The organism is Bacillus kwashiorkori (assembly GCF_001375515.1).
Taxonomy (GTDB): Bacteria; Bacillota; Bacilli; order Bacillales; family Caldibacillaceae; genus Bacillus_BK; species Bacillus_BK kwashiorkori.
Map to the genome: position 1 here is coordinate 496,112 of NZ_CTDX01000015.1, position 21,454 is coordinate 517,565.

General features: G+C 34.6%; 24 protein-coding genes. 17 read left to right on the top strand and 7 right to left on the bottom strand.

What is annotated here, in order from left to right; all coding sequences use genetic code 11:
* Nucleotides 1-202: 202 nt before the first annotated feature.
* Entirely contained in the window at nucleotides 203-1,207 is a 1,005-nt protein-coding gene (locus BN1242_RS09035; protein ID WP_062354614.1) for a M23 family metallopeptidase, read from the bottom strand.
* 166 nt (nucleotides 1,208-1,373) lie between these two features.
* Here BN1242_RS09035 and BN1242_RS09040 point away from each other — a divergent pair, with 166 nt between their 5' ends.
* Nucleotides 1,374-1,649 carry a YutD family protein gene (locus BN1242_RS09040; RefSeq protein ID WP_062354617.1) on the top strand — a complete coding sequence of 92 codons (276 nt, stop codon included), beginning with the start codon at nucleotides 1,374-1,376 and terminating at the stop codon, nucleotides 1,647-1,649.
* A gap of 204 nt (nucleotides 1,650-1,853) precedes the next feature.
* Here BN1242_RS09040 and BN1242_RS09045 read toward each other — a convergent pair whose 3' ends face one another.
* A complete protein-coding gene (locus tag BN1242_RS09045) occupies nucleotides 1,854-2,123 on the bottom strand; it encodes a DUF3055 domain-containing protein (protein WP_062354620.1) in 270 nt (89 codons plus the stop codon).
* Nucleotides 2,124-2,271: 148 nt separating this feature from the next.
* On the opposite strand from BN1242_RS09045, the gene BN1242_RS09050 reads away from it, so the two are divergent.
* Together BN1242_RS09050 and BN1242_RS09055 are read left to right on the top strand one after the other, a co-directional pair.
* A complete protein-coding gene (locus tag BN1242_RS09050) occupies nucleotides 2,272-2,718 on the top strand; it encodes a DUF86 domain-containing protein (protein ID WP_062354623.1) in 447 nt (148 codons plus the stop codon).
* 26 nt (nucleotides 2,719-2,744) lie between these two features.
* A complete protein-coding gene (locus BN1242_RS09055) occupies nucleotides 2,745-3,512 on the top strand; it encodes a TIGR01457 family HAD-type hydrolase (protein ID WP_062354627.1) in 768 nt (255 codons plus the stop codon).
* 67 nt (nucleotides 3,513-3,579) lie between these two features.
* On the opposite strand, the gene BN1242_RS09060 is transcribed toward BN1242_RS09055, so the two are convergent.
* Nucleotides 3,580-4,068, bottom strand: a complete 489-nt coding sequence (locus BN1242_RS09060; RefSeq protein ID WP_062354630.1) for a phosphatidylglycerophosphatase A family protein — start codon at nucleotides 4,066-4,068, stop codon at nucleotides 3,580-3,582.
* A 160-nt stretch (nucleotides 4,069-4,228) separates the two neighbouring features.
* On the opposite strand from BN1242_RS09060, the gene yutH reads away from it, so the two are divergent.
* Nucleotides 4,229-5,233 (top strand): spore coat putative kinase YutH, encoded by a 1,005-nt coding sequence (yutH, locus tag BN1242_RS09065; protein WP_062354634.1) that lies wholly within the window; start codon nucleotides 4,229-4,231, stop codon nucleotides 5,231-5,233.
* A gap of 63 nt (nucleotides 5,234-5,296) precedes the next feature.
* Nucleotides 5,297-6,265: a 2-hydroxyacid dehydrogenase gene (locus BN1242_RS09070; protein WP_062354638.1), complete on the top strand. Its 969-nt coding sequence runs from the start codon at nucleotides 5,297-5,299 to the stop codon at nucleotides 6,263-6,265.
* Between the two features lie 141 nt (nucleotides 6,266-6,406).
* Here the strand turns inward: BN1242_RS09070 and BN1242_RS09075 are convergent, their stop codons facing one another.
* Nucleotides 6,407-6,643, bottom strand: coding sequence for a NifU family protein (locus BN1242_RS09075; protein ID WP_062354641.1), 237 nt, complete (start codon nucleotides 6,641-6,643; stop codon nucleotides 6,407-6,409).
* Nucleotides 6,644-6,794: 151 nt separating this feature from the next.
* Between BN1242_RS09075 and BN1242_RS09080 the strand changes: the two genes are divergently transcribed.
* Nucleotides 6,795-7,121, top strand: coding sequence for a YuzD family protein (locus BN1242_RS09080; protein ID WP_062354644.1), 327 nt, complete (start codon nucleotides 6,795-6,797; stop codon nucleotides 7,119-7,121).
* A gap of 112 nt (nucleotides 7,122-7,233) precedes the next feature.
* Here the strand turns inward: BN1242_RS09080 and BN1242_RS09085 are convergent, their stop codons facing one another.
* Complete coding sequence (locus tag BN1242_RS09085; RefSeq protein ID WP_062354647.1) at nucleotides 7,234-8,298, bottom strand: NAD(P)/FAD-dependent oxidoreductase; 1,065 nt, start codon at nucleotides 8,296-8,298, stop codon at nucleotides 7,234-7,236.
* A 364-nt stretch (nucleotides 8,299-8,662) separates the two neighbouring features.
* On the opposite strand from BN1242_RS09085, the gene BN1242_RS09090 reads away from it, so the two are divergent.
* Nucleotides 8,663-8,896, top strand: a complete 234-nt coding sequence (locus BN1242_RS09090) for a DUF1450 domain-containing protein (RefSeq protein ID WP_062354650.1) — start codon at nucleotides 8,663-8,665, stop codon at nucleotides 8,894-8,896.
* A 77-nt stretch (nucleotides 8,897-8,973) separates the two neighbouring features.
* A complete protein-coding gene (locus tag BN1242_RS09095) occupies nucleotides 8,974-9,339 on the top strand; it encodes a HesB/IscA family protein (protein ID WP_062354653.1) in 366 nt (121 codons plus the stop codon).
* 97 nt (nucleotides 9,340-9,436) lie between these two features.
* Here BN1242_RS09095 and BN1242_RS09100 read toward each other — a convergent pair whose 3' ends face one another.
* Entirely contained in the window at nucleotides 9,437-10,438 is a 1,002-nt protein-coding gene (locus tag BN1242_RS09100; protein WP_062354657.1) for an NAD(P)/FAD-dependent oxidoreductase, read from the bottom strand.
* A gap of 380 nt (nucleotides 10,439-10,818) precedes the next feature.
* On the opposite strand from BN1242_RS09100, the gene BN1242_RS09105 reads away from it, so the two are divergent.
* The 4 genes from BN1242_RS09105 (at nucleotide 10,819) to BN1242_RS09120 (ending at nucleotide 15,184) form a co-directional block, all read left to right on the top strand.
* Nucleotides 10,819-12,036 carry an NAD(P)/FAD-dependent oxidoreductase gene (locus BN1242_RS09105; protein WP_062354660.1) on the top strand — a complete coding sequence of 406 codons (1,218 nt, stop codon included), beginning with the start codon at nucleotides 10,819-10,821 and terminating at the stop codon, nucleotides 12,034-12,036.
* Between the two features lie 295 nt (nucleotides 12,037-12,331).
* Complete coding sequence (locus BN1242_RS09110) at nucleotides 12,332-12,655, top strand: YuiB family protein (RefSeq protein WP_062354662.1); 324 nt, start codon at nucleotides 12,332-12,334, stop codon at nucleotides 12,653-12,655.
* Between the two features lie 201 nt (nucleotides 12,656-12,856).
* Nucleotides 12,857-13,564 (top strand): 3D domain-containing protein, encoded by a 708-nt coding sequence (locus BN1242_RS09115; protein WP_062354665.1) that lies wholly within the window; start codon nucleotides 12,857-12,859, stop codon nucleotides 13,562-13,564.
* A 135-nt stretch (nucleotides 13,565-13,699) separates the two neighbouring features.
* The gene (locus tag BN1242_RS09120; protein WP_062354669.1) at nucleotides 13,700-15,184 is read left to right on the top strand and encodes a leucyl aminopeptidase; all 1,485 of its coding nucleotides are present in this window, start codon (nucleotides 13,700-13,702) and stop codon (nucleotides 15,182-15,184) included.
* Between the two features lie 549 nt (nucleotides 15,185-15,733).
* Here the strand turns inward: BN1242_RS09120 and BN1242_RS13725 are convergent.
* Nucleotides 15,734-15,871, bottom strand: a complete 138-nt coding sequence (locus BN1242_RS13725) for a hypothetical protein (RefSeq protein ID WP_203226048.1) — start codon at nucleotides 15,869-15,871, stop codon at nucleotides 15,734-15,736.
* 66 nt (nucleotides 15,872-15,937) lie between these two features.
* Between BN1242_RS13725 and tnpB the strand changes: the two genes are divergently transcribed.
* The 5 genes from tnpB (at nucleotide 15,938) to BN1242_RS09150 (ending at nucleotide 21,212) form a co-directional block, all read left to right on the top strand.
* Nucleotides 15,938-17,062, top strand: coding sequence for an IS200/IS605 family element RNA-guided endonuclease TnpB (gene tnpB, locus BN1242_RS09130; RefSeq protein ID WP_062354675.1), 1,125 nt, complete (start codon nucleotides 15,938-15,940; stop codon nucleotides 17,060-17,062).
* Nucleotides 17,063-17,250: 188 nt separating this feature from the next.
* Complete coding sequence (locus tag BN1242_RS09135; RefSeq protein ID WP_062354678.1) at nucleotides 17,251-18,408, top strand: tyrosine-type recombinase/integrase; 1,158 nt, start codon at nucleotides 17,251-17,253, stop codon at nucleotides 18,406-18,408.
* Entirely contained in the window at nucleotides 18,377-20,410 is a 2,034-nt protein-coding gene (locus tag BN1242_RS09140) for a tyrosine-type recombinase/integrase (RefSeq protein WP_062354682.1), read from the top strand. Before BN1242_RS09135 ends, BN1242_RS09140 begins: the two co-directional genes overlap by 32 nt.
* Nucleotides 20,403-20,795 carry a DUF6262 family protein gene (locus BN1242_RS09145; RefSeq protein WP_062354685.1) on the top strand — a complete coding sequence of 131 codons (393 nt, stop codon included), beginning with the start codon at nucleotides 20,403-20,405 and terminating at the stop codon, nucleotides 20,793-20,795. Before BN1242_RS09140 ends, BN1242_RS09145 begins: the two co-directional genes overlap by 8 nt.
* A 15-nt stretch (nucleotides 20,796-20,810) precedes the next feature.
* Nucleotides 20,811-21,212: a cytidine deaminase gene (locus BN1242_RS09150; RefSeq protein WP_062354688.1), complete on the top strand. Its 402-nt coding sequence runs from the start codon at nucleotides 20,811-20,813 to the stop codon at nucleotides 21,210-21,212.
* Nucleotides 21,213-21,454: the final 242 nt, after the last annotated feature.

Sequence of the window (21,454 nt, forward strand, 5' to 3'; positions counted from 1 at the left end):
GAGCCCCTGTTATGTCCGTATTGGTAAGTAAATAGAGCTTCTGCCAATACTTTGCCTTGATTTATTTGTACCATTGCAAGTCGATTGTGAAATCATTTATTAGCTGCCCCATTTTCTCTGTAAAGCGAACTCCTTATTGAATGGAACTTCTCATGCATTAGTTTGTCCGGCATGCTAATTTTGTAATTATTTGAGAGTGTGATTACCTTTTTCTTTGTCCTTTTTTCGTTTCTCGTTCCCAACGCTTTAAATATGGATATGGATCAAAAGACCATTCGGTGCGACCATTGTCTTTATATAAACCAAAGTGAAGATGTGGTGGAAACTTTCCAGCCGTTCCAGGCGGTCCATAGCCAGAACTTCCTACACTACCAATTAATTGTCCAGGCTCCACAATATCCCCAACTTTAATATCTTTTGCAAATCCATTCAAGTGGGCAAAATAGTGGTAAGTGTTGTTTGTATCCCGAATACCAATTCGCCATCCGCCATACTTATTCCAACCTTTCATTTCAATGACACCGTAACAAGTCGAATAAACATTCACTCCATAACTTGCAAAAATATCTGTTCCTTCATGAATTCTTCGGCCACCCCATCCTCTTGCATCACCCCATGTACTTCGGTATGTATAATTAGCCCTAAGCGGTAGTGGGAATCTTCTTTCATCTAGATTAATGGTTCCGTATTGTTTATACAGTTTTGCAAAACCATTAATAATGCTGACAGTTTTATCCCGTTTATAATAATCCCACAATCCAATTTTTATACTTGAATGGTCGGTGCCGTATTGTGTTAAGTAATTAGCGAAAGAAAATAACACATCTTCATCATTAGTTTTAGAAGCTTTGTTGTCTCCATTCCCATCTGACCCAATCCCACCAAAAAAACGAATACTTTTAGGGTTTTCGTCTAGAGGATTCGGATTAATATATCCTGCCCATTTTTCATCTGTAAAAAGAATACCTGATAAACTAGTCGGTTTCCGTAAATCATTTCTTACGGAACGAATATTTCTTTCGTATTGATCAATTGCCGCAATATAATACCATGGGATATGAGTTACCATTTCTACTCGTTTATATATTTCCAGCCGTTCCTCATAAATTTTCTCTTTAGACTTTTCTTCCGCTGCATTAACTTGTACTATTGGGAGAGATGAGGAAAGGAAAAGAAAGCATAGTAAGTAGATAAAATGCTGGCGCATGGTTAAACCTCCTTAGCAATCTGCTTGTTTTATTTTATGACTTTCCAATAAAAACATATATAATAAATATTGGTAAATAGTTTGTTTGGAAGAATGTATTGAAATACAGCTGTTTTTATTTATATAATTTATTCAAGGACTTGAGAAAGAATAGAGGTGGTAATTCATGCTTTGCATACAAAATAACTGCTACGAATTATTAGAAGAACGAAGGAATGGCTATAATGAGCAAGCAATTCGTGATCGTTATAGTGATATATTAGTAAAGTATGATTACATTGTTGGTGATTGGGGATACGGTCAATTAAGATTGAAGGGGTTTTATGAGGACAACAAGCCGAAAATTACTCATGATATGAAAATAAGCTACTTATCAGAGTATTTATATGAATACTGTAATTTTGGCTGTCCATACTTCGTCTTGAAAAAAGTGGATAAATAGTTGTGTTTATTCAAAAAACTGGAGCGTCCCAAACGATTGTAAGCTAATATTGGTAACGCTCCAATTCTTATTTAATTATTTCTTATTTTTGTCTTTATTTTTCTCGCTCTTTTTATCAAACTGCGGCATACCGTAGGCTCCTTCTGGTAACTCTTCTATAGGGATACGATTGTTTTCCTTATTTTTCTTCATTACATCACCTCATTAATAAATAATCTCTTGTAGAAAATTACACAACTCAGTTCCCGCTTCTTTACTCAATTGAAACACTTCTTCCAAATAACCTTTTTCTTGTAAATCATCAGGACCAATTACGGCAAAACGATTTCCTTGCAAATCTAACACGATTAATTTACCGAAAAAATGCTTCGTTTGAATAATGGCGAGGTCAAATCTCTGTAAAGACTCAACAAAGCTAACATACCTTATGTTTGTATTTTCTTGAAATTCATATAAAAATATTCGTTCTTGCATGAGAACACACCTCTTAAATAACAGCAAGGAATTCTCCAGCAATCGTTGCTATTGTTTTAGCTTATCCCGAGCTGTTTGTCTATTTACTTTATGTTATTATTAAAGAAGACAAGTCATGATAAAATATTTCTACTCGAGGTGGATCAGAATGTATTTTGTTGACAGAAAGAAAATCGAGAACACTTTACAATTTATGGAAGTGAAATTAAAAGAGTTTGATGCATTAAAAAAATTACATAATAATACGGAAAAACTTGCTTTTGAAAGAGTTGTTCACACTCTTATCGAAGGAGTGTTAGATGTCGGCAATGCAATGATTGACGGATTTATAATGAGGGATCCAGGTAGTTATAACGATATTATTGATATTCTTGAGGATGAAAAAGTAATATCGCACACGAACGCAAACAAGTTAAAAAATATTATTGCTTTGCGTAAAAACTTAGTGCATGATTATATAAGTGTAAATCATGAAACAATATTACAAACAGTTGATTATAATAAAGACGCTTTATATGAATTTATCCCAAATGTTCGTGATTATTTAATAAACGAAATAGGACCTGTTACAGCATTTAAAAGGGAAGAAAAGTAGTCTTTTGTAGTTGAAGGAGAGTTTGAATGAAGCAATATAAAGGTTATTTAATTGATTTAGACGGTACGATGTATCGCGGTACAGAGAAAATCGCAGCAGCATCCGATTTTGTGAAAAGCTTAGTAGAAGCGAACATCCCCTATTTATTTTTAACAAATAATTCTACACGAACTCCAGAGCAAGTTGCCAGCAAACTAAATGAATTTGACATACCAGCTAACAGCGAACAAGTATTCACAAGCAGTTTAGCAACGGCAAACTACATATATAACCTGCAAAAAGGTGCAAAAATCTATTGTATAGGAGAAGAAGGATTATTTGCCGCTTTAGAAGAATATGGGTTTCAAATGGCAAAAGAAGATGCAGACTATGTAGTCGTTGGTTTGGATAGGGAAGTGACTTATGAAAAATTTGCTATTGCATGTTTAGCAATCCGAAACGGGGCTAAATTTATATCTACAAATGGAGATATTGCCTTGCCTACAGAAAGAGGCTTTATGCCAGGAAGTGGTTCATTAGCAGCTTTAGTGAGCTGTTCAACTGCTACTAAACCAGTTACAATCGGAAAACCCGAGAATATTATTACAGATTTAGCATTAAAAGTGCTTGGAACAAAAAAAGAAGAGACGTTAATGGTCGGGGATAATTACGATACGGATATACTTGCGGGAATGAATGCTGGTATAGATACACTGCTAGTCTTAACTGGGGTTACGACAGTAGAACAATTACAAAAAATTGATAAGCAACCTACTCATATCATTCAATCGCTAGACGAGTGGAAAGTGAAATAACATCTCTTACATTAGAAAAGGTTGGTACATTTCGCAACTATGTACCAACCTTTTTACTGTCTAATTATTATTCACTTTTTGCCGCGTTATGTGCCAATCGACTAGATGCTGCAGCAGCAATAGCACCAACGATATCGTCCAAAAATGTATGACATTTTCCTGAAGATTTATCATTTAAATATTTCAAAATCCCAGGTTTTAATTTATCTATATAGCCATAATTAGTAAATCCAATAGAGCCGTAAACATTTACGATGGAAAATGCAAGGATTTCATCCACACCGTATAATCCTTCATCTGTTTTAATAATTGTCTGTAACGGTTCCTCTAATAACCCTTTTTCTGCCAAAATATCCATTTGAATTCCTGTCAGCATCGCGTTTTGTACTTCCCGTTTATTAAGTACTGCTTCTACATTTTCTACACAGTCTTCCAATTTCAAATTAGGATGATATTGTTTTTGTAGAAAATATACTAGTTCTGCAATATCATTCACAGTAACTCCTCGTTCTATGAGCCATGCTCTCGCTTTTTCTCCTGTCTTAAAATGATCCATTATTTATCACCTTCTACATTCATATAGTGTTAATTTTCATACACAATCTCCGTGAAGTCAACCCAATAGTGACTAATTTTCTTCTTTTGAGCAGTAAAAAGAAATATATTTAAATCCAATACATAAGATTTTACAAAAAGCTAAAAGGTGGAGAGTAAAATTGGATATTGATTACATTCATAAAAATTATGGAATTCAAATGAGTGAAACAAAAACAATAGATAATTATCAATGTTTTTATAGTAATGGTCTGCTTTATATTGTCGTTCCTGTTCATGAACAGGAGCAAGACGAAATAGTGGAACGGTACTATATGAGTAAGTATTTACATAAAAGAGGTGAAAAATATATTCCGAGATATGTCAAAAGAAAGGATGGATATTATATTTCAAAATGGCGTGAACAATATTTTTTACTGGTAAAGTTAACAAGCTGGCGTAATGAACCATACCGAAATACTGCCAAGAAGTTAGCTTACTTTCATATGCGTGGTAGTGAGTTTCCACAAGTCAATCAATTAAGTCGCTACGGAGAGTGGAATACCTATTGGGAAACGAGACTGGAACAGCTCGAAAATTTTTGGCGGTCGCTTGTTTATCAAAAGCCAGAAAATGAGTTTGAAAAAATGTTTATCGAGTCTTTTCCATATTATGCTGGCTTAACAGAAAACGCGATTCAGTTTTATGTTGATACTTTACAAGACGTTCAACCATCTATACAAGACGTAGGGACGATTACTCATATTCGTTTTAGACCAGAAACTTGGAGTAATCATTTTGTTTGGAAAAATCCATTTGAGTGGGTTTTTGATCACCCTTCACGCGATTTAGCAGAATGGAGCCGCCATTTATATTTAGAAAAACCTCAAACATATACCTATCAATTACAATTGTATTTTCAAAATTACCAATCCGTTTATAATTTATCACCATACTTTTTGCGTTTATTATTTTCCCGTTTATTATTTCCCCTCCATTATTTTGAATGCATGGAAGAATACATGGTTAATCGTACAAATGAAAGAAGTCATTTTTTGAAAAACAAACTGAAATATTTTTTAGAAAATAGTGAGGGATATGAGTACTTCTTAACAACATTTTTCGAAAAGCTTCAAATTCCTACTAGAACATACCAAATTCCACCAATTGAGTGGTTAAGAAAGTAGCTTATAGTAAAGTTGCGTTTTCAATTTTATCATTTGGTATAATGGGGGAAAGGAGTGAGTGTATTGAGAAAACCGTATGTCTATATCACAAGAAAATTACCCGAACCTATTGTTGATCAATTTCGACTATTTTCTGAAGTGAAAATGTGGAACTCAGAAAATTTACCTGTTCCGAGAGAAGTATTATTAGAAGAAGCAAGTAAAGCAGATGCGCTCTTAACGATGTTATCGGATAAAGTTGATCAACAATTGTTAAGTGTTGGAAAAAATTTAAAGGTGATTGCAAATTTAGCGGTCGGATTTGATAATATTGATGTTATTGAAGCAACAAAACGAGGGGTTGCCGTATGTAATACACCAGACATATTAACGGATACGACTGCTGACCTTGTTTTCTCCTTAATACTTATGACAGCTAGAAAATTAGTTGAGGCAGTCGACTGTGTGAAAAGCGGGGAATGGAAAAGTTGGAGCCCTTTATTTATGGCAGGTGCAGATGTTCATCATAAAACAATTGGCATTGTAGGAATGGGGAAAATCGGTGAAGCTGTCGCAAAACGAGCTCTCGGGTTTGATATGAAAGTTCTCTATCATAATCGTAATCGAAAAGTAGAAGCGGAGCAAACATTAGGCGTAACGTATCAATCATTTAATGATTTAGTTAGTGAATCTGACTTCGTTGTATGTCTAACCCCTTTAACAGAGGAAACAAAAGGAATGTTCAATAAAGAGACATTTAGGAAAATGAAGCATGCCGCTTTTTTCATTAATGCTTCTAGAGGTGCAGTGGCAGTGGAAAAAGACTTAGTGGATGCACTTAAAAATGGAGAAATTGCTGGAGCAGGATTAGATGTATTTGTGAAGGAGCCGATAGACCTAGATCATCCGTTATTGCAACTTGAAAATGTAGTAGCATTACCACATATTGGCAGTGCTTCAGTCGAAACGAGGTTAGCAATGATGAAACGATGCTGCCAAAATATCGAATTAATTCTCAATGGAAAGCAACCGCTAAATGTTCTTAACATGTAATGTGCCTTGTGCAAGGTTAATGTATGACAGGAAATGGTTGTCCTATCTGATAAGAATTGCATACATATGAAAAAAGGTCTGTCACCTGGCCGGGGGAATGATCCGCAAGAAAAGGCGAGGTTGACAGACCGTATTAATAAATTAAAACACTTGTTCTACTTCAACAACACCAGGAACTTCTTCTAATAGGGCACGCTCAATTCCTGCTTTTAAAGTAATTGTAGAGCTCGGGCACGTGCCACAAGCACCTAAGAGACGTAGCTTCACAATACCATCATCCACATCAACGAGTTCACAGTCGCCACCATCGCGAAGCAAAAACGGACGCAATTTATCTAAGACAATTTGGACTTGTTCTTTAATATCTAGTTCTGCCATACTTCAGCACTCCTTTCATACTATTATTATAATGGGGATATTAGAAAAAATCCATTTCCTTTACTCTTATAATTATATAATGGATAATTATATTTTATATTTTGTAAATTTTTTTGTAAAATAAAAAGACAGGGAAAGGAGGAAAATGGGCATGGAGAAGCAAGTAACGATAACGGTTTATGGAGCAGAAAGAATTTGTGCTAGTTGTGTAAATCTCCCTTCGTCGAAAGAAACATATGAATGGTTGCAAGCGGCGATTACAAGAAAATATCCTAATCAACCGTTTACTTTAACATATGTGGATATTGATCATCCACCTAAAAATATGGAGCACCGTAATTTTGCTCAAAAGATTATTGAGGAGGATATTTTTTATCCAGTTGTATTAGTTGAGGATAAAATCATTGCGGAAGGAAATCCACGATTGAAAAAGATTTATGAAGAAATGGAAAAATTCGGTTATCAGGCGGCTAATTAAGAAAAAAAGTCCTACAGAAAGTCCAGCATAATCCTTTCATAACTGCTGATTATTTGAAAGGGAAATCTGGACTATGTAGGATATTTTTTTGATTTGTGGAAAATTTCACTTATCATCCATTGTGAAATTTATAAAGCCAAAGAATCCCAGATTTTAATAAACGTGGTACTCTTCCTGTAATTGGTTTCTCCGCAACGAGACCAAACCCGTGTTTTTTCCCGAGAGACCCTAATATCCCTTTCATTTTTATTTTAGGCAATCTGTCCGGGAGTTCCTCTCCGTTCCATTTCTTCAATAAGACTAATGCCACTTGTTCAGCTTGTGCTTCTGCAAGCTGGGCACTTGGTGCATGTTCTGAACTGGCACAATCACCTACAACATATATATTTTCATTATTTGGTAAATGATGATAATGAGTAACCATAAGTCTTCCTTGTCGGTCTTTTTCTAAATCTAGCTCACGTACGACTTTATTTGGTTGAATACCTGCAGTCCATACGATAGCATCGCACTGGACAGGCTCATTATTATTAAATAAAATTCCTTCATCTACTTTAGTTATATTTGCATGGTTAATAATTTGTACATCTCTTTCATAAAACCATTCCGCAACATAGTTACTAAGCCTCTCTGGAAATGCAGATAATATATTTTTCCCCCGATCAAAAATCATGATCTCTAAATCAGGTCTGCTTTCGTGCAGTTCACTAGCCAACTCTACTCCACTCAGTCCAGCGCCAACAATAGCGACTTTACTATGCGCTTGTAAGTTGTTTAATGCAAGAAATGTATTCCTAGAAGATTCAATTGATTGAATGCTATAGGTGAATTCAGCTGCACCTGGAACATCGTGGTACTTATCTTCACAGCCAAGACCGATAACAAGATCATCATATGTAAGTGGTTCTGCATCAGCTAAAATTACTTGCTGTTTCTCTAGTGCAATGCTAACAACTTCAGCATAAACAATATGAAGCCGTTCGTGGGTTGGAAATGGCACTCTCACATGCTGATCAGACAATGTACCAGCAGCTAGAGCATAATATTCTGTTTTTAAACAATGGTATGGAAGTTTATCTATAAGTGTTACTTCCACCGAGTCAGGTAAATTGGGAAGGATTTTTTGTAATATTCTCATCCCACCATAGCCGCCACCAAGAATCACTAGCTTTCTCATGAAAATATCCCCTTTGTAAGCTTTTAGTCATTTAAACTTCAAAATTATTTTTCTAATATTATATTTCCCTTTCGTATCCGCTTACATTAATAAGCTTTACTATTCAATAAAATTATATCGGAATTATAAGAAAATAACAACCGTCAAGCCCATTTTCCCTATATATATGACATAAATCAAAATAAACTAATAATCTATTTGACTACTTGATTATATTTAAAGGGATGACTTTCGCTAAAAAATCGGTGTAACAATATCGTATAAGAATAGGTTAATGATTTTTGACAGAGTAGAGCGATGGAGAATTTTTTACATTGACCTATTTTGAAAAAAATGGTAAGACAAACATAAGGAGTGATGCCAATTGCTTAACCCTATTATAAAGTTTTGTGTGAATAATTTAGCAAGAGGGTCCCATTTAGCAATGGAAAAGCTAGCAGAGGATTTTGATGTAGAAGAGAATAATTGTTTAAGACGCTGTACTGTTTGTGAGAGGAGTTTCTATGCAATCGTTGATGGTAAAATGATAAAAGGGGAAACGGTAAAAGAATTATTAGATAATATTTATCAATATGTAGATGATAATCTGTCTATTTAACAAATATATTTACATATTATATACTATATATAATGGAAATAATAACTATTACTTTGAATAAAGGAGGAGTTTTCACGATGACAGCAACTGTTGTTAATATTACGGAAGCGGCAGCATATCAAATTAAAGACATGATGGCTGCAAATGATGAACAAAATGCATTTCTTCGTATTTCTGTCAAAGGTGGAGGTTGCACCGGCTTATCCTATGGTATGGGATTAGATTATGAAAAGGCAGAGGATGATTTACTGTTTGAACATCACGGCATCAAAGTGTTAATTGATAAAACTAGTGCACCGATACTACAAGGAACGAATATTGACTATAAGCAGTCATTAATGGGTGGAGGATTTACGATTGATAATCCGAATGCGATAGCTTCTTGTGGTTGTGGGGCATCTTTTCGGACGGCAAGGGATACTGGACAGCCAGAAAAATGCTAACAAGTTTTCCTTTTTAACTAGGGGAAAATAAAACGGGAGAGGTGCCATATTATCCGCATTATACGATTAAAAATATGGGACACTCACCCGCTTTTTTTTATTCATTTTCAAACATAGATGTTGAATGGAGCGGCTGAACGCGTGCTTTTGGATCGATATATGTTTTTGCGTTATTTACCGCAATTGGTCCTTCACCAAAACCAGTAGCAATCAGCTTTACTTTTCCTTCATATGTACAAATATCTCCGGCAGCATACACACCTGGAATAGTAGTTTCCATTTTGGAATTAACGACGATGGAATTTTTCTGAATTTCTAATCCCCAGTCTTTTATTGGGCCTAAAGAAGAAACAAACCCATAGTTGACAATGACTTCGTCTGCGTCGATTGCTAATTCCGCATCTCCTTTTGCCTCTTTTAAAATAACTTGGGTAATTCGATTCCCGTTACCAATTAATTGTTGCGGCACATAAGGAGTTTTTATATTTACAGTAGAATTTTGCATTTTTTCTACACTATGCTCATGGGCTCGGAATTTTTCTCGACGGTGAACAATGGTTACTTGATTGGCGATTGGCTCTAACATTAATGACCAATCAACTGCAGAGTCACCGCCACCAAATAGTACGACATTTTTATCTCTGAAATATTCCATATCTTCCACAAAATAGTGTAGATTTTTCCCTTCATATTGTCTAGCTTCTTCTAATTCTAGCCGTCTAGGTTGGAATGCCCCATTTCCAGCTGTAATAATGACCGTTTTTGTATAGTGGATTTCCTGATCAGTCGTTAATTTTATCACGTTATCTTCCATTTTTTCTAGTTTTTCCACAGATTGCTCTAGGCAAATGGTCGGTTCAAATAATTTAATTTGTTCTTTTAAATTATTAACTAATTCTTGAGCGCGAATTTTCGGAAAGCCGGCAACATCGTAAATATATTTTTCCGGATAAAGCGCAGATAATTGACCGCCTAATTGGGGAAGACTTTCAATAATTTTGACTGTCGCTTTTCTTAATCCCCCGTAGAAAGCAGTGAATAGTCCAGTTGGACCACCACCAATAACTGTTATATCATAAATCTGTTTATCCTCCTTCAAAGGAATCCCTCCAATTAAATTTTGCTTTCATTATTTTATCATAATTTCATTATATTCCATAATAGACATGCTTATTAAACAAAAAAACCACTATAATTATAGTAAAAATGATAAGTTTTATTTTTTAATAGAAAAAGATAGTATAAAAGCGCTTTCTTCTTGAAAAAAAAATGCAAAAGTCATATGATAGACTTAAGTAAATTGTTAAGATTTTGTGAAGAAATTTGGTCTATATTTTGACTTCAAACGTGAAAAAAATCACAAAACAGATTTTTAAGAAAATACTCTTTTCGGTAAATGACGGTATGAAAAGGCTATTACATTACTACTTTTGTTTACGAAAAGGGAAACTTACATCAATTGTTAAAGGGTGGGGAAAAATGAACAAACCAAAAATTGTAGTGCTTGGCGCTGGTTATGGCGGTCTAATGACAACAGTAAGATTACAAAAATTACTCGGAGTAAATGAAGCGGACATCGTTCTTATTAACAAACACGATTATCACTATGAAACTACATGGCTTCATGAAGCCTCTGCTGGTACATTGCATCATGATCGTGTTCGTTATACTATCAGTGATGTTATTAACAAAAGTAAAGTTCAATTCATCCAAGATACAGTAGAGGAAATTAAAAAAGAAGAGAAGAAAGTCGTTTTAGCTAACGGGGAAGTTTCCTATGATTACTTAGTCGTTGCATTAGGTGGGGAATCAGAAACATTCGGCATTAAAGGTTTAAAAGAATACGCCTTTGCCATTGCAAACGTAAATGCAGCACGGCAAATTCGTGAACATATTGATTACCAATTTGCAACTTTTCAGCTAGACAAAAATGAAGATTGTCTTTCCATCGTCGTAGGCGGTGCAGGTTTTACTGGAATTGAATTTTTAGGAGAGCTAACCAATCGAGTTCCGGAACTTTGTAAAGAATATGATATCGACCCTAAAAAGGTCAAAATCTATTGTGTGGAAGCAGCACCAATGGTTTTACCTGGTTTTGATCCTGAACTAGTGCAGTACGCAACAGCGCTTCTAGAGAAAAAAGGCGTGGAATTTCATATTGGTACCGCGATAAAAGAATGTACCCCTGAAGGAGTATTAGTTGCTAAAGGTGAAAATGAACCAGAGTTGATCAAAGCAGGAACAGTTATATGGGCAGCTGGTGTGAGAGGAAACGCTGTTATTGAAAAATCAGGTTTTGATGCAATGCGTGGGCGCGTTAAAGTAGATGAATATTTACGCTTACCAGGCAGTGATAATATCTTTATAATAGGTGATAGCTCGCTAGTGATTAATGAGGAAATCAACCGTCCATATCCACCAACAGCTCAAATTGCAATGCAACAAGGGGAGAATGTGGCGAAAAATTTAGCTAAACTAACGCGTGGTACAAATGAGGAATTAGAAAAATTTGTTTTTGATAATAAAGGTACTGTTTGTTCTTTAGGAGATGACGATGCTATCGGTGTTGTATTTGGTAAAAAAGTTACTGGTTACAAAGCGTCGTTTATGAAAAAGATGGTCGACAACCGCGCATTATTTTTAATTGGCGGTCTTCCACTAGTACTAAAAAAGGGTAAATTAAATTTATATAAATAACTTTACAGTTCTTAATCTCAAATATTCGCACTTATATTCTACTGTTTTGCATGAAGTGTTCATGAGGGCACTGATTTCACCAAGTCTTCCAATTTATAGTATTAACGGGTGTCCGTTTTGCTGTTATTTATTGGAAAGGGAAATCAGGCCTTTTTGCTGTTTTATTGAAACTTTTTTTGTTTAAAGAGTTTAAGTTCCTTCATCGTAAGTAAAGTTGTTTGACTCTCCATTTCTCATTCATTAAACTTAATTTAAGACAAAAGTTTAGAGACAGAATAAGGGGAGAATAGGGGAAATGGAGATTTCAATCGTACATGTAATTATTTCGATGCTACTTTTTTTTATTTTATTCTTTGGCATCGGTTTCATTGTAAATATGTTGTTGAGAATGACGTGGGTAATGGCAATTGTTTATCCGCTTGTAGTTATTTTTATCGTGGATGAAGTGAAATTTATTGAATATTTTCGAGAGCCAAGTGCTACTTTTTCTAAAGTTGTCAATAATTTTATCTCTTTGCAGCCGGCAGATATTATCATTTTATCTAGTGGTTTGATTGGCGCCGTGCTTTCAGGAATAACGATGAAAACTTTACGAAAACGCGGGTACAGAATGTTTTAACAATCATTTATCGTAAAAAGTCGAATTTAAAATGAGGATACTATGTTCAATAAACGAGCATAGAATCCTCTTTTTTTGCTATAAAATCAATAAATTGAGTAAAATTTAAAATTATTTAAATTTATTATCGGAAATTTTACCCTCCCGTGAATAAAAATTACCTATTTGGGAAAGAAATAGATTCGGGAGGAGTGAAATTTAATGATAAAGAAATTGGTTAAAAGAACTGTAATGTCGATTTTGTTTCTACTTGCATTCTTGACAACTTTTCAGTCAATTACTGGGGTAAATGCACAAATATTATTTGATGTAAATCATCATATTGATGATAGGGACAATGTGATTACTAACCCATTACAACATTCGTTAAAAACGGTTGGGGTTGCTTTTAAGTCATTGAAGGAAGTTTTCTCACCGAAAACAAAAATTTCATCAAGCACAGCAATTGAAGGCACACCGCCAACTTTAGAGGAGGCTATTAATTGGGACAAGCTATATCCTACCGCTACAGTAGTTGCAACCGGATATACTGCTGGTTATGAATCAACGGGAAAACATCCTGGTCATCCATCCTATGGAATTACTTTTTCTGGTGTAAAAGTAAAAAGGGATTTATATTCAACGATCGCTGCTGATTTAACAAAGTTCCCAATTGGTACAATTCTTTTTATCCCAGGTTACGGCTATGGTGTTGTTGCCGATAAAGGATCAGCCATAAAAGGAAATAAAATCGATCTTTATTTTGAGACGGTTGAAGATGTGTATAGTCAATGGGGAAAGAAAAAGGTAAAAGTTTATATCGTACAAATGGGTAAAGGCAAATTAACGAATGAAGAACTCGTGAAACTAAATGAAAATAAAGCGATGCAAGTATTTAGAAATCAATATATTTCTAAGGAAAAGGAATAAGTTGACGACCGCCTATTGAGTGCAGTAACTCAATAGGTTTTTTTCTAGTTTTTCCACAAAATATTATATTAAAGAGGAAAATATATTCGAAAAAATTTTACACTTTCATTATAATAGAAGATGGAGGTGGAAAAAATGTTTTTCATAGATAAACTTGATTTAAAGAAAGAGCAAGAGTTTTTAATTGTTGGACTTTTTGAAGACGAAGGATTAGCATTTAACGGAAGTGAACTTGAGAATTCAGATTGGATAGGTCATATTCAAGATTTCATCTCAACTGGTGACATTTCCCCGCAAAAAAAGGAAGTATCAATTATACATACGTTTAACAAGACTGGTCCAAAAAGGTTGCTATTTGTCGGATTAGGAAAAAAACAAGATGTAACGACGGAATTAATTCGAGAAGCGTTTGGCAAAGCTTGTAAAACGTTAAAGGCGAAGCAGGCTGCTACTGGAGCAATCTACTTAGATAGTTTTGCTACAGAAAACTTCGATGCAAAACGGTTAGCGCACATATTTGCTGAGGCGTTAGCTTTGTCCACCTATACATTTAATGGGTATAAAACAAACAAAAAAGAACAGTCAAAATTAGAATCTATCACTATCTATACGGATCTTGCACCAGAATCTTTAAAAGATGATTTAAATAGCGGTTACGTTTATGGAACAGCAACTAATTCAGCAAGGACGCTAGTTAATACACCTGCTAATTTTTTAACTGCAACAGATTTGGCTAATTATGCAATTCGTCTAGCAGAAAAATACGGATTTGCAGTTGAAATATTGGAAAAGGCTGATTGTGAAAAATTAGGGATGGGGGCATTTTTAGCTGTAAATCAAGGCTCCGATCAACCACCAAAATTGATTGTTTTAAAATACCAAGGGAAACAAGAGTGGAAAGATGTTATTGGCTTAGTTGGAAAAGGAATAACCTTTGATACTGGAGGATATTCATTAAAGCCACGTGACGGTATGGTTGGCATGAAAACAGATATGGGCGGTGCTGCGGCTGTTTTAGGTGCAATGGAGATTATTGGAGAAAGGAAGCCAAAGCAAAATGTATTGGCGGTCATTCCTGCAACAGATAATATGGTTAGCGGCAAAGCGTTTAAACCCGATGATGTCATCACTTCGTTGAGTGGTAAAACTATTGAAGTACTCAATACAGATGCAGAAGGCAGACTTGTTTTAGCAGATGCTGTTACTTATGCAAAACAATTAGGGGCAAACTATTTAATCGATGTTGCTACACTTACTGGTGGGGTTATCGTTGCACTAGGATCAGATAAAACGGGGGCAATGACGAATAACGAAGATTTATACACGAAAGTTTTCGTTGCATCAAAACAAACAGATGAAATGATTTGGCAATTGCCGATTACTGAAAAAGATAAGGAAAAAGTTCGAAATAGCAAAATTGCTGATTTGAATAATTCACCATCGAGAGAAGGGCATGCAATCATGGGTGGAGCTTTTATCGGAGAGTTTGCCGAAGACACACCATGGGTTCATCTCGATATTGCTGGAACATCTGTAGTAAAAGCTAATACTGACTTATGCCCAGCAGGTGCAACTGGTGTAATGGTGCGTACATTAGCAACTTTCGTTAACGAGTTTTAATACTATTGTGATGTGAGACATATTTTAACTTTGTAGCTGGTTTTGAATAAATAATTAAATATCTATCATAAAAGGAATCGTTTCTATATGGATAAGCTTTGCTGCTGATCTGACTAGAAATCGGTTCTTTTTATTTTCTCTTAATGAGGCAATAAAAATATGGAGGGAATAATAAAGCTGAGCGATATGCAATAATCTTTAATCTAATTAGTTATTTCGCTTAAGTTTTTTTATAAAAAAATTCAATATATAGAAGGATTTATTTAATTAATGAAGAATTTATCTGTTATTGGGGGTATTCTTATAAAATAATAAAAGGGGGATAGTTTACGAAAAGTAATTTTTTAAAATTATTAATGTTCCTGTTATTTTTCTCAGTTCTTTATGTTAATAATACTGTTAAAGCGGAAAGAACGGAAGAATCTTGTAATGACTTCGTGAATAGTCACGGTATTTTTATCGGATTTCCGACAGAAGACTCCCACTTCAAGGAACGAGAAGGGCGTAGCCCAGTGAGTAAGTGGGAGATGAATGTCGGTAGGCGTTAGCCTAAGCTTGCTTTTTAAGATATTCTGCTACTAATTTTTCAATAATCTTACTTGCGTCTGTACCTTCTTTAACAGCTTGCATTTTAAGTTGTTGAATAATGTTTTCGTCTAAAGAGGTAGTAAATTTTTTTCTAGCCATTGGCATCATTCTCCTTGTAACAATACGTATTCACGTATATAATAACAGTTAAGGAGGTGAAAATCAATGCTAGTAAATAAAGCATATAAATTCAGAATCTACCCAAACAAAAAACAAGTTGAACTAATTAATAAGACGATTGGTTGTGCAAGGTTCGTATTCAACTTCTTTTTAGGCAAACAGAAAGACAAAGATGCTTACTGGTACATCGTGGAGGAAATGGTTCAAAACGGTCAGCTTCAATCGAATAACTGGAAAGGTGAATACCTTAACAAGTACCAAACCGTAAAAGAACTTCCTAACCTAAAGAAACAGTATACCTTCCTGAAAGAAGTCGATAGTATTGCTTTGCAGAAATCTGTTGAAAATCTAGCAGATTCTTTTGACAGGTACTATAAAAAGCAGAATAAATATCCATGCTTCAAGTCTAAGAAAAATCCTGTCCAGTCTTACACGACAAAGCACACGAACGGAAATATTGCTATTGAAGGTAATTATGTTAAGCTACCAAAACTCGGTCTTGTTCGCTTTGCTAAAAGTCGTGAAGTGGAAGGAAAAATCTTAAACGCAACAATTAGACGAAATCCTTCAGGCAAATACTTTGTCTCTATCGGAACAGAAGTTGAAGTTTCTCAACTTCCAAAAACAAACTCTGCTATTGGGATAGATGTCGGACTCAAAGACTTTGCTATTCTATCAGACGGCACAACTTACTCGAATCCTAAATTCTTCCGTTCACTGGAAAAAAAGTTAGCCAAAGCACAACGTATCATGAGTAGACGTACTATAGGTGGTTCAAACTGGTATAAAGCAAAAATCAAAGTCGCCCGTATTCATGAAAAAATTACAAATGCGAGAAAAGATCACTTGGATAAAATCTCCACTGAAATTGTCAAAAACCACGACATAATCGGGATGGAAGATTTGTCTGTCAGTAATATGCTAAAAAATCATAACCTTGCTAAAGCCATTAGCGAAGTATCATGGTCACAGTTCAAAACGATGATTGAATACAAAGCAAAATGGTATGGAAAACAAGTCGTAACAGTCGCAAAAAACTTTCCATCCAGTCAACTTTGTTCATGCTGTGGCTATCAACACAAAGACGTTAAAAATCTCGGACTGCGTGAATGGGAATGTCCAAAGTGCCGTACCCATCATAATCGAGTTATATTTGTAATAAGAGGATAATACTTTAATAGTTAAGGAGAACAGTAAATATAAGGGGTTAAACTTGTTTAATATATTAAGTATGTAAGTCTTATTTTTTAGCATAGTTAAATTATTATATATTTAATATATTAAGTAAGTATAACTATTTATAATATAGGATTTATAACATAATTAATGTTAATGAAGTAAGGAGGGGGACATATAGCATGAGGGTTGAGAAAGTACGGGATAAAGATGGAAAGGTAATTAACTACATATTGGTGGGGGATGATTTCCAAGAAGTAAAAGTTGTATCGGATTTTATTGCTTATTTAAGGGTAAAGAACTATTCTCCTAATACTTTGAAAAACTATATATATGATTTGAGATATTACTTTGAATACTTAGAGGTAATACAAAAAAGTCATAAGGAAATAAGACCAAAGGATTTAGTAGATTTCATTAGTTATTTGAAAGAAAAGCCAGCAAGAGGGAAACCAAGTAATGTGATCACTATTCAAGATATTGCAAAAGGACATAAAAAGACAGGAACGCTATCAGCAAGTACAATTAACCGCATATTAGCATGTATCTCATCATTTTATGATTGGGTGATGTTAAATGATGATGGCTATGAGGGCAACCCCCTCCCCTACGTTTTAGATTATAAGACTGGTCCTATCACTGATAGCTTCAAAGGGTTTTTGTCATTCGTCAATAAAGGAAACCAAGCAAAGTCAAGATTCTTGAAAGTTAAAGCCCCTAAGCAATTGCCGAGACCAGTTTCAACCGATAAAACGAAGTTGATCTTACAATCATTAAAAACATATCGTGATAAAGCTATTTTACTTTTATCTTTACAAGGTGGATTAAGAATTGGAGAAATTTTAGGTATCACTTTTGAAGACATTAATTTTCGTAAGCGTGAGATAACCGTAAGGTTTCGTGAAGATAACCCTAATGGTTCAAGGGTAAAAAGTAGCAAGGATCGTGTTGTACAACTATACGAACAAGAAGCATTGAATTGTTTAAATGATTATATTTTGTATGAGCGACCTGACAGTGATTCGGAATATATCTTTTTATCAGGAAAAGGAAAAACAAAGGGACTCCCTCTCTCCTATCAAGGAATTAATACTATTTTTAATTATCACTGCAAGAAATTAGGCTTAAAGGTGGAAGGAAAAGGAACAGAGCTAACATTACATGCCTTTCGGCATACACATGCGACAAAAATGTATGAAGGCGGAATGAGTCTACTTAGTTTACAGAAAAGGTTAGGACACTCCTCACCGCAGTCTACACAGATTTATACCAAAGTTTCAGATAATCAAGTTAAGGAGGAGTATAAACGTGTCATCGATACTAATTCAGAAACAGAATGATTCTGTATTTGAGGAAAGTGGGCATTTGAAACAAGATGTGTTTGAAAACATATTGGCTAATACAAACCGTAGTGAAACATCAATAAAAAACATGATGTACGTTTATCGGAATTTTAAAAAGACGTATCCTGCCTTAGAAGACTGGTATAAAGAAGATATGAAAGTTCGTATATCCAATTCTCATGAAAGAAATTTATGTTATAGAGCAAGGATTTATATATATTGTTTAGCATTAAATGGTGTTAAATTGGATTATGATTATTTATTTTCAATTAGTGGTACCGATGGATATTCCACACTGTCTAAACAATTAAATATTGATCATGGGATAAATGAATTGGAGGTTGTTGGTCGGAGATTAGGGTACAGTAAATTTGCAGTAAGTAGTACATTAATATGGTCTTTTTATCGTATCTTAATGTATACAGGTAAGAAACATTATTCTCAAATTACAATCGAAGATATTAAATATTTCAAAGCTAAGGCAATTGAATATTGTCATAGTGAGGGTCGCAAACTATTTTGGGGAGAAAAATATTCAAATAAGAATCTCCGAGATAGATTTTCGGGTTCCAGTTACATTTTGCATTTATTACTATATTCTCTCGGAATTGTAAATGAAGAACCTAAAAAGGAACATTCCAGAGTTAAAAAGATTGATAGAGATTTAAAGCACATAAAACATCAGCAAATAGCGGATGCAGTAACAAGATATTTTAAACAGTGCAAAAATTTCAAAGAGGATTCGACCATACAAAATAAGTTTATACATATTCATAAATTTATTTCTTGGCTTGAAAGTAATTATTCAGAAATTTACAATTTATCACAAGTCAATCGACAGATTGTCGAGGAGTATATGTCCTTTCTTAAAGAACATGGCTCTGATAAATGGGGAAAACCTTATTCAGCCAACGCTTTAGTAGGCTATATTTCTTCGTTAAAAGTGTTTTTTGACGAGACCTTGGCATGGGATTATAAAGATGTTCCTCAGAGGAAAATAATGTTTAACTATGACCTGCCAAAACGCCCAAAGGCATTACCAAGATATATTCCAGAACAAGATTTAAAGAAACTAATGGATGCAGTAAAAAAATTAGAATGCCCTTATCAGCGTAACGCAATCATTATTTTAAGATGGACAGGGGCAAGACGAGAAGAAATTCAACGACTGGAAGTGAATGCTTTAGATTATTACTCTGATGGCACTCCTAAACTACTAATCCCTATAGGAAAAACAAATCGTGCAAGATGGGTTCCGATTAACAAAGAAGCTGAAATAGCTTTTAAGGAACTATTAACACTCCGAGAAAATACAGGAAATCTAAAGGGTTTAGTTGATAGGAAAACGAAGAAAATAACAGATTACTTGTTTATGAGAAGAAACCAAAGAATTTCAATTACTTATCTATTTCAAGAAGGCTTAGAAACAGCTTGTACAACAGCAAATTTGCTTACCGATGAAGGTAAAGCAAAATATACGTCACACCAGTTTAGACATACAATTGGGACGACAATGGCCAATAAAGGTGCTTCCCTCCCAACAATAATGAAAATGCTTGGTCATGAATCACCAGAAATGAGTTTAACATACGCAACTGTTTTTGATGAGACCGTTAAAGATGAATATGAAAAGTCTATAAGCAATAATAAAGATATTGCGGGTGGAGAATATGCCGATGCCCTCAAAAAGAATGATTTAAACCAAGAAGAAGTTGACTGGATAAAGGCTAATTTCCATAAAACGTATTTGATTATGGGTCACTGCTTCCATCATACAAAAGAACCAATGTGTGATTTTGCGGATGCATGTTATTTTTGCCCGAAGTATGTTACAACCAAAGAACACATTCCCCTTTTACAACAAAAATATGAAACTGAGTTACAATTAATAGACGATGCGGACCAACGAGGTTGGGATCGAGAAACAGCAAGACATAAACGTGTAGCAGAACGTGTAAAAGAAATTTTAAGCGATTTGGGGGCGGTTATTAATGCCTAACTACAATCCCCCTCAGACTGGATTAAATCGTTACAGAGAGCAAAAAAGGGCAGAAACAGAGCATAAAATTAAGACCGCTTTTGAATCTCTAAAAAAGGGGAAAAAAGAAGTCAATATAAACGCAGTAGCAAAAAAGGCAGGAGTGTCTACTGTAACAGTTTATAAATATACAGAGTTAGCAGAACAGATCAAAAAATATCGGGATAAACCAGCGTCTCCAAGAGTAAAAAAACGGCAAAATACTACATTAGCTCAATTAGAGGTTATAAATCAGGGATTGGTACGAAAGATCGAAGAGCTTACAAAAGAGAATGAGTGGCTAAAGAAACGTATTGAAATACAAAATGGCGAAATTCAAGAAATGAAATACAAATTAAAAGGTTAGTGGGATGATATGAAAATGAACATTGAACAGAAACTTTATCAATCAGCAATAGATTTGATAGAAAAGAGATACCCTTCTGGTTGGGGTGGAGCTGCGGCTATGTACACTGAGGATGGTCAAATTTTAACCAGTATAGCACCAGAAGTTATCAATGCTTCAACTGAATTATGTATTGAAACGGGTGCAATTCTTGAGGCACATAAAATTAATATAAAAGTTACTCATACTATCTGTGTTGTTAGAGAAGATGAACACTCTGAATTTACAATTTTAACGCCTTGTGGTGTATGTCAAGAAAGGCTGTTTTATTGGGGAGAAAATGTAAAAGCAGCTGTAACTAACCAAGATGGTAGACTGGAATATAAAACATTAAAGGAAATCCAACCATATCATTGGCATAAAGCCTATGACAAGTAATTGTTAAATCAGCTCATAGGAGAAAGTTTATTATTGTATCAACGGATGTTTACGTTAATAAGAAGTAAAGAAATCAAATAGTTGTATGTAACTTGATTAGTATATTAAGTTACATACAACTCAATAAATAATATTAAGGGATTCAAAGAAAATACTTGATTAAATATATAAATCGAGATATTAACGCAGGAAAAAATCTAAAAAATGAAGCCATAAGACTTCTAACCGTTGGAATGACGGGG